This is a genomic window from Thermoanaerobaculia bacterium (assembly GCA_035717485.1).
Classification (GTDB): domain Bacteria; phylum Acidobacteriota; class Thermoanaerobaculia; order UBA5066; family DATFVB01; genus DATFVB01.
In genome coordinates this window covers 1-8,932 of record DASTIQ010000101.1, presented here as the reverse complement: position 1 = coordinate 8,932, position 8,932 = coordinate 1, and the positions used below count along the sequence as shown (strand labels likewise).

The 8,932-nt window shown below is 72.6% G+C and carries 6 protein-coding genes; all 6 read left to right on the top strand.

Translation table 11 applies throughout. The features are described 5' to 3' along the window. The coding region (locus VFS34_05575; protein ID HET9793914.1) for a SpoIIE family protein phosphatase at positions 1–1,822 on the top strand (1,822 nt) is incomplete at its 5' end. 40 nt (positions 1,823–1,862) lie between these two features. Further along, positions 1,863–3,980 (top strand): TonB-dependent receptor, encoded by a 2,118-nt coding sequence (locus tag VFS34_05570; protein ID HET9793913.1) that lies wholly within the window; start codon positions 1,863–1,865, stop codon positions 3,978–3,980. Beyond that, complete coding sequence (locus tag VFS34_05565) at positions 3,977–4,972, top strand: ABC transporter substrate-binding protein (protein ID HET9793912.1); 996 nt, start codon at positions 3,977–3,979, stop codon at positions 4,970–4,972. The genes VFS34_05570 and VFS34_05565 overlap by 4 nt, the downstream gene beginning before the upstream one ends. A gap of 3 nt (positions 4,973–4,975) precedes the next feature. Continuing rightward, positions 4,976–5,752 carry an ABC transporter ATP-binding protein gene (locus VFS34_05560; protein ID HET9793911.1) on the top strand — a complete coding sequence of 259 codons (777 nt, stop codon included), beginning with the start codon at positions 4,976–4,978 and terminating at the stop codon, positions 5,750–5,752. Further along, complete coding sequence (locus VFS34_05555; GenBank protein ID HET9793910.1) at positions 5,749–6,522, top strand: ABC transporter permease; 774 nt, start codon at positions 5,749–5,751, stop codon at positions 6,520–6,522. The genes VFS34_05560 and VFS34_05555 overlap by 4 nt, the downstream gene beginning before the upstream one ends. Continuing rightward, positions 6,519–8,932 (top strand): AMP-binding protein (locus VFS34_05550; protein HET9793909.1); only part of this gene is annotated, 2,414 nt, incomplete at its 3' end. The genes VFS34_05555 and VFS34_05550, both read left to right, overlap by 4 nt.

The window sequence follows — 8,932 nt, the reverse complement described above, 5'->3', positions numbered from 1 at the left end:
GCTCTCGGATTCGCCGCTCACTCCGCTCGGGATCCTCCTCCTCTGCGTCGCCGGGACCGTGCTCCTCGTCCGGCTCGCGCGCCTCCTCGCGAGGAAGCTCTTCTACCGCCTCTCGTGGCGGCTGGCGTTCTCCTATTTCCTCATCGGGATCCTTCCGATCCCGATGGTCGCTCTCCTGCTCGCGATCGCCGCGGACATGACGATCGGCCAGTTCGAGGCGTTCCGCGTCGACACGGCCCTCCGGGAGCTCGGAACCCGCATCGTGGCCGGGCAGGTGACGGGGGTTCGCCGCGCCCGGATCGCCGGCGAAACCGTCGCGGCGTCCGACATCTCGACACTCCCGGCGGGCTCCGCCGCGCCGGACTGGATCCGCTCGCTCGAGTCTCCCCGATTCGTGGGAGACGACGGGGCCCGGTTCTTCGCGGCCGGAACCTTCGGCGACAGCGGAGCGACGATTTCGGCGATTCCGGTGGACGATCTCTTCTATGCGCGCCTGGCGGAGCTCTCCGGCGTGGCGATCATGCCGCTCTCGAGGAACGCCCGGGCGCGCTCCGGAGGGGGCGGGATCCACATCGAAGTCGACGAGAGCGACCGGGCCCGGCGGGGCGGGGTCCACCCCTACCGCGCCGACGAGTTCATCTATCCGCCGCAGGCGATCCCGCAGGACCACTCCCGTTCGCCTCTGAACGTCGTCTGGTGGGTCTACACGTCCCGGCCCATCCTGGGCGATCGTTCGAGCGCCGAGCCGAGGACCGTCGCCGTCTTCACCCGGCTCTCGTGGAGCCGGGCGTTCGACGAGCTCTTCTCGCAGGGCGCGATCGAGAAGAACAAGACGCGCTGGCCGATCATCGCCCTCATGGTGATCGGGGGAATGCTCCTCGCGGTCTACCTCGTCGCACTCCTCACCGCGTACCTCCTGATCCGCACGATCACGAAGACCGTCAACCGCCTCTCCCGCGCGACGGAGCACATCGCCGCCGGGGATTTCTCCGTCCGGATCGCGACGCGCGCCCACGATCAGGTCGGCGATCTGGCGCGATCGTTCGACCTCATGGCGGGATCGCTCGAAGCGACGCTGCAGGACCGCGCCGCGCGGGAGCTCCTCGACCGGGAGATCGACCAGGCGCGGCTGATCGCGCAGAAGCTGCTCCCCGCCCCGGACGCGCCGGTGCCGGGGCTCACCGCCGTCACTTACTTCGAGCCGGTCGCTCGCATGGGAGGCGACTACTACGATTTCCTCTCGACCCGCGACGCGAAGACCGCGGTCGCGATCGGCGACGTCTCGGGCCACGGTCTGCCGACCGCCCTTCTCGTCGCGACGGCGAAGGCGGCGCTCTCCACACTCCTCGAATCGGGCGAGTCCGGGGCCGCGCTCTTCGCGAAGATGAACGCCCTCCTGTTCCGGTCGACGGACACCCGCAACTACATGACGCTCGCGCTCGCCGTGCTCGTCTCGCCCGACACGGTTTCGCTCACGAACGCGGGGCACCCCCCGCCGTACCGCATCTCGGGGGGACGCGTGGAGCCACTCGAGCTGCCGGCGTTCCCGCTCGGCCTCTTCGAGTCCCGGGAGTTCCCGACGCAGGTCTTCCCCTTCGCTCCCGGCGACCGGCTCGTGTTCTACACGGACGGCATCATCGAATGCCGCGACGCGGCCGACGACGCCTTCGGGTTCGAGCGCTTCGAACGGATCCTCGCGGAGCACGCGCGCTCGCCGCTGCCCGTTCTCCGTGAGGCGATTCTCGAAGCGGTACGAGTCCACTGCTCCTCGGCCGCCGACGACGACCGGACGCTGGTGCTGTGCGAGCGCGCGGGCGCGTGATTCCTCGACTCCCGCGATTCCGGTAAGATCCGCGCGGCCGATGATCACCCGACAATTCCCGCTATCGGCGAAGCCGCGTCTGGCGATCGCCGTCCTGGCTCTCGGCCTGACGGCCGTCGCCGTCGGCCCGCGGTTCGCGGCCGCCGACGGCGGTTCCGATGCGCCTCCGCCGCCCGCGAAAGACGCGCCGGCGGCCGAGGTCACCGAGGACGTCGTCGTCTCCGCGACCCGGGTCGAGCGGTCGGTCGAGGACGTGCCCCTTTCGGTGACCGTCATGGGTCCGGCGCAGATCGAGCACACACCGGCGCAGACGACCGACGACCTGCTCCGCACGGTCCCCGGAGTCAACATGCCGCCGACGTCCAGCACGTATCTCTTCCCGACCACCCAGACGTTCTCGATGCGCGGAGCGGGCGCCCGCCGCGCGCTCGTGCTCCAGGACGGCGTCCCCGCCACCGATCCCTTCAGCGGGTCGATCGAGTGGAACAAGATCCCCCTCGTCCGCCTCGAGCGCGCCGAGGTCGTCCGGGGGGGAGGGGCGAGCGTGTTCGGAAGCCAGGCGCTCGGGGGGCTCGTCAACTTCGTCACCCGGCGGGCCGACCGCGACGCCTTCGACGCGGAGGGGGGGATCGGCTCCTACTTCACGCGGAACGCGAGCTTCGCCGCCTCGCACGTCCTCGGCGGAGGGCTCGGCGTCGAGGCGGACGGGTCCTGGTTCGAGACGGACGGCTACCAGCACGAGTCGGAGCGCGACCGCGGCGCGATCGACATTCCGATGCCGGCGCGACACGCCGCAGGTCGCCTGCGGACCGACTGGACGGACGGCGACGCGACGGCGGGACTCGCGGCGGCCGCCTCGGACGAGCAGCTCTCGCTGGGCACGCCGCTCTCGAACCAGAATCGCCAGATCCAGGACCTCTCGGGAAGCGGCGGCCTCGCCGCGTTCGGCGGACGGCTGGCCGCCACCGGGTACTTCCAGCACCAGAGGCTCGCCTACGACAACACGGCGTTCTTCGCGGGACAGGGCCGCAACGCCGAGTTCCGCGCGAACCATCACGAAGATCCGATCCAGGGAGTGGGGGGCTCGCTCCTCTGGTCGCGGGAAACCGGCGGCGCGCTCCCGTTCCTGGCCGCGGGCGTCGACGTTCAGAACAACCGCGGCGAGGACAGGGCCGACAACTACTCGCCCGCGGGCGACGTCACCCAGAGGCTCGTCGCGGGCGGACAGCAGACCTTCACGGGAGTCTTCGCGGAGGCGAGCCTGGTTCCGTCGCCGGGCTTCGAAATCCTCGCGAGCGCGCGCTACGACTTCTGGCGGAACTACGACGGGCACCAGTCCGCGAGTCCCGGCTCGTCGCCGTCGATCGCGCCGCGCTCCGAAGACCAGTTCGATCCCCGCCTCGCGATCCGCTGGAGCGCGGGCGGCGGTTTCGCCCTGCGCGCGGCCGGCTACCGCGCCTTCCGGGCGCCCACGCTCCGGGAGCTGTACTACCAGACGCTCGCGAAGACGCAGCAGACCCTCTCGAACCCCGGGCTCGGCCCGGAGCATTCGTGGGGAGGAGAAGCGGGAATCGACTTCTCCCGCGGCTCCTGGAGCGCGGCCGCGACCGGATTCGTCTCGCGCATCGAAGAGATCATCGGCCAGGTCGAGGTCGCCAAGGGTCCGCCCCGCGTGCTCGAGTCCTTCAACGTCGGCAACGCCCGCAGCGAAGGGGCGGAGGCCTCGGTGACCTGGAAGCCCGCTCCCGCCTGGCGGATCGACGGGAGCTGGACGTACACGGAGGCCCGCGTCGTCTCGAGCGACCTCGATTCGACGCTCGTCGACCAGTGGATCGCCTTCGTGCCCCGCAACGCGGGCGGGTTCTCGGCTCTCTGGCACGACGCCGCCGGCCGGTCCGCGGCTCTTCGCGCCCGGACGTACTCCCGGCAGTACGTGGACGCGTCCAACCGGCTGGCGCTCGACCCGGCCGCGGTGTTCGATCTCGAGGTGAAACACCCGCTCTGGGGCGGCGCGTCGCTGTCGGCGACCTGCACGAATCTCTTCGACCGGCGTTTCGTCGTCGATCTCTCCTCGGGGCGGCGCATCGGCGACCCCCGGATGTTCCTCGTTTCCCTGAGCTGGAACGTGGGCTCGCGCGCGGCGCGCCCCCCCGCATGAAGAAGCGGGCGCTCGCCGGCGTCGCGGCCGTTTTCCTGCTCCTCTCCGGATGCCGGCGCGGCCCCGCCGGCCCGGACGAGGTGCGGGTGGCGAGCGTCCCCTACCTGTCGTTCGCTCCGCTCTTCATCGCCGAGGACGAGGGGGACTTCGCGCGCGAGGGGATCGCGATCCGCTGGACGAAGCTGGAGGCCAACGCGCAGGCGACGGCGGCCCTCGCCGCGGGACGGCTCGACGTTTCCGGCGGCATTCCGACGATCGGCGACCTCCGGGCCATCCAGAGCGGGGCGCGCGTGCGCTTCGTCGCCGACAAGGGCTACGAAGAGGCGGGCGGCTGCGGCTTCACGTCCCTCCTGATCCGTCCCGGATTCCCGGCGCGCGGCGGCCTTCCGACGCCGGAAGACCTGCGGGGGGCGTCGGCCCGGACGAGCGCCGGTTCCGTCGTCGACTTCCTCTTCGACCGGTTCCTCGCCCGCGAGGGCGTGCCCGCGGCGGCGGTTCGCCGGGTGAATCTCCCGGCGGCGATCGTCGGTTCCGCGCTCGCGCACGGCGCGGTCGACATGGCGATGCTCGCCGAGCCGGAACGGACGCGCCTTCTCCGCTCGGGCGAGGGCCGCCTCTGGATGCCGGCCACGGACTTCTATCCCGGGTTCCAGCTCGCCTACATCGTCTTCGGCCCCCGGATGCTCGGTCCGGAGCGCGCGCTCGGCGTGCGCTTCCTCCGCGCGTATCTCCGGGGCATCGCGCGTTATCGCGCCGGAAAGACTCCCCGTAACGTGGAGATCCTCGCGCGGCGCACCGGCCTGACGGCCGACCTGATCCGCGCGTGCTGCTGGATCCCCATCCGGGCCGACGGCGAGATCGACGCCTCGACCCTTCAGGCGTTCCAGGAATGGGCGGTCGCGGGCGGCCTCCTGCCGCGCCCGCTCCCTCTGTCCGAAATCTGGGACCCCGCCCCGCTGCGCGCGGCGCGGGGCGACCGCCCCGGAAGCTGAGCCGTGCCGGTCCGTCTCCGCGGGCTGTCCCGGGTGTTCGCCGGCAATGGAGCGCCGGTGACGGCGATCGCCAACCTCACGTTCGACGTGGCCGACGGCGAGTTCCTCTGCGTCGTCGGTCCGAGCGGGTGCGGCAAGACGACTCTCCTCCGCACGATCGCCGGACTCCTCGCGCCCTCCTCCGGCTCGGCGGAGGTGGACGCGGCTCCCGCCCCGGAACGGCCGACGACGGCGATGGTCTTCCAGGACCACGGTCTGTTTCCGTGGATGACCGTCGTCGACAACGTGGCCTTCGGCCTGGAGCGCCGCTCCCTCCCGCGGGCCGAGAAGCGGAGGATCGCCGGCGACTTCCTCGCCCGGATCGGCCTGCGCGACTTCCGCGAGCGTTTCCCCCACGAGCTCTCGGCGGGAATGCAGCAGCGCGCCGGGATCGCGCGGGCGTTCGTCGCCGACGCCCCCGTCCTGCTGATGGACGAGCCGTTCGGCGCGCTCGATGCGCAGACGCGCCTCCTGCTGCAGGAGGAGCTCCTCGCGCTCTGGAGCGCCTCGGCGAAGACGGTGCTCTTCGTGACCCACGACATCGACGAAGCGGTGCGCCTGGCGGACCGGATCCTCGTCCTTTCGGGACGCCCCGCCCGGGTGCGCGCCGCGATGCCGGTTCCACTCCCGCGGCCGCGCGGCGAGGAAGCGCTCGCGAGCGCCGCCGCCCTCGCCATCCGCCAGGAGGTCTGGGAGCTGCTCCGGGACGAGGCGAGGCGGGAACTGGAGGCGGCGCGGTGAACCGCGGACGCGTCGCCGGGGCTCCGGCGATCCTCCTCGCGGGGGGCGCCGTCGCCCTCTTCTGGGAGATCGCCGCGCGCCGCGCGGGCGGGGCCGCCGCGATCTTCTTTCCCCCGCCGAGCGCGATCCTCGCGGCGACCGTGCGCCGCTTCGCGGACGGGGGACTCTCGCGCGCCGCGGCGACGACCGCGGCACGGGTCCTCGTCGGCGTCGGGCTCGCGGCCCCTGTCGGAATCGGGCTCGGAGCCCTCGCCGGCTGGAGCCCCGCGGTGCGCCGCACGCTCGATCCCCTGCTCGCGGCCGGCCACGCGGTTCCGAAGATCGCCGCGCTTCCCCTCTTCCTCGTCGCTTTCGGGATCGGCGAATCGGCGCGGATCCTGCTCGTCGCCGTCTCCGCGTTCTTCCCGCTCGCGATCAACACGATCGCCGGGGTCGCGGAGATCAGCCCGGTTCACTTCGAGGTCGCGCGGCATTATGGCGCCTCCCGCGCACGGACGTTCGGCCGAGTCGTTCTTCCCGGCGCTCTCCCGCTCGTCCTGGTGGGGCTGCGTCTGGCGCTCACGCTCGGGCTCGTCATCGCGATCGCCCTCGAGCTCGTCGCCGCCAACGACGGTCTCGGCGCCTGGATCTGGAGGGCGTGGCAGACCTTTTCGATCGACGATCTCTGGGCGGGCCTCCTCACGGCATCCCTGTTCGGGATCGCGATCCAGGCCGGGCTCGAGCTCGCGAGCCGCCGGCTCGTCCGCTGGCGAAGGGCGCGGATCGAATGAACGGACCGACGGGGATCGCCGCCCTCTTCGAGGCGCGGGCCGCCGAGAATCCGCGCCGGCCGGCCTGGATCGGGCGGGACGAGAATCTGAGCTACGGCGAGCTGAACGCCCGCGTCCGTCGCATCGCTCGCGCCCTCGCGAACGCGCCGGGAGACCCGGCCGCCCCCGCGATCCTCGTTTTTTCTCCGGGCGTGACCGGAATCGCCGCACAGATCGCGGCGTACCGGTCGGGACGCGTCGCGATTCCGATGGACCCGCTGCAGCCGGCGGACCGCCTCGTCCGCATCGCGCGCGCGGTGGGCACGGCGCTCGTGGTGACGGACGCCGCGGCGGGCGGCCGTTCGGGCGCGCCGGCCACCCCGGCGGTCGCGGCCGCCGTCGCCGAGACGGCCGGCGGCGGGATCCTCGACGTCGGAGGTATCCCCGACGTCCCGATCGGCGATCCGGCACCGGAGATCGACCCGGGGTCGCCGGCCTGCGTGCTCTTCACGTCCGGATCGACCGGCGCGCCGAAGGGCGTCGTCCAGAGCCACGGGATGATCGCCACCCAGGCGCTCGCGGCGACCGAGGAGCTCTCGTACGTCCCGGAGGACCGGTGCCTCGTGACCGGCTCGACCACGCTCGGCGGCGGGCTCTCGAACGTGCATCAGGCCCTCGTCGCCGGCGCCGCGGTCGTGCATTTCCCGGTCGAGACGGAGGGATTCGCCGAGCTCGCCGCGTTCGTCGCGGAGAGCCGCGTGACGGTCTTCCATACGGTGCCGAGCATCTTCCGCCGGTTCCTCGCCACCGCCGGGCCCGGCGCGCGTTTCCCGAGCGTCCGGCTCGTGCGCGTTTCGAGCGACGCGGTGCTGCGGCGCGATTTCGATCTCTTCCTCGCGCACTTCCCCGAGGCCCGATCGCTGCGGGTCAATCTCGCGCTGACGGAGGCCGGCACGATCTGCTCACACCTTCTCGGGCGGGATGCACCGGTCGCGGAGGGGGCGATCCCGGTCGGTCCGCCGGTTCCGGGAGTGACGATCGAGATCCACGACGACGACGGCCGCCCCGTTCCCTCCGGAACCGTCGGCGAGATCGTCGTCCGGCGGGAATGGCTGGCGGACGGATACTGGCGGGACCCCGCGCTCTCCGCCGCCCGCTTTCCGGTCTCTCCCGACGGAACGCGATCGTGCCGGACCGGCGACCTCGGGCGCCTGCGGCCGGACGGCATCCTCGAGCACGTGGGCCGGCGGGATTTTCAGGTCAAGATCCGCGGCGTCCGCGTGCACCTGGGCGAAGTCGAGGCGGCGCTCGCCTCCGTTCCCGGAGCGCGCGACGTGGCCGCCGTCTCCTTCGACGAGCCCTCCGGAGAGAAGATGCTGGTCGGCTACTTCGAGGCGGAGGCGGGGACGGTCCCGCCCGGGCCGCGGATCCGCGAGCTCCTCCGCTCCCGGCTGCCCGCGCCGTTCATCCCGCGGGCGTTCGTCGTCCTCCGGGAGCTTCCGCGCACGCCGAACGGGAAGATCGACCGCCGCGCACTCCCGGCGCCGGAAATACCCGATCCGGCGGCTACGGAGAGCTCCCCGGCCGACGAAACGGAGGGCGCGCTCCTCGAGATCTGGCGGCTCGCGCTCCGCCGGCCGGTCACCGGAACGCACGAGGACTTCTTCGAGCTCGGCGGCGACTCGCTCGCCGCCGCGGAGATCCTCGCGGCGATCGAGCGGCGTTTCGGGCGCCGCCTCCCGCTCCCGATGCTCCTCGACGCGTCGACGATCGCCGCGCTCGCCCGGATCCTCCGGGAGCCGTCGTCGGGAGAAGAGCCCTTGCCCCGGACCCTCGTCGCGCTGCGAGCCACCGGATCCCGCCCGGCGTTCTTCTGCGTTCCCGGCGGGAACGGTCCGGGCTTCAACTTCCGCACGATCGCGCGCCTCCTCGGAGAGGAACAGCCGTTCTACGCCTTCCACGTGCTGACCGAGACCGGCCGGGCGCTCCCGGACACCATCGAGGCGTGGGCGGAGACATTCCTCGCGGACCTCCGCCGCGTCCAGCCGCGCGGCCCCTACCGGCTCGGCGGCCATTCTTTCGGCGGGACGGTCGCCTGGGAGATGGCGCGCCGCCTCTCGGCCGCCGGCGAGAGCGTCGAAATCCTCGCGCTCTTCGACACCTTCGCTCCCGGTTACCCGCCGCCCGCGCCTCCCGCGCGGCGCGCCGCCGGGATCGCGCGGCGTTTTTCCGCGCTCGGCTGGACGCGCGGAATCGCCGCCGTCCGGAGCCGGATCGCCCGGCGCCTTCGGCCGGCGCCCCTCGGCCGGGCTCTCCGCGCCTACGCGCCCCCCGCGCTCCCGGTTCCCGTGGTTCTGTTCCGCGCGCGCGACCAGGCGGTGCGCGCGGGCCGCGTGCACGACGATCCCGACAACGGCTGGCGCGCGATCGC

Excerpts from the sequence above, each read along its gene's own strand:
- VFS34_05570 (HET9793913.1), top strand. The coding sequence starts at position 1,863 with ATGATCACCCGACAATTCCCGCTATCGGCGAAGCCGCGTCTGGCGATC.
- VFS34_05565 (HET9793912.1), top strand. The coding sequence starts at position 3,977 with ATGAAGAAGCGGGCGCTCGCCGGCGTCGCGGCCGTTTTCCTGCTCCTC.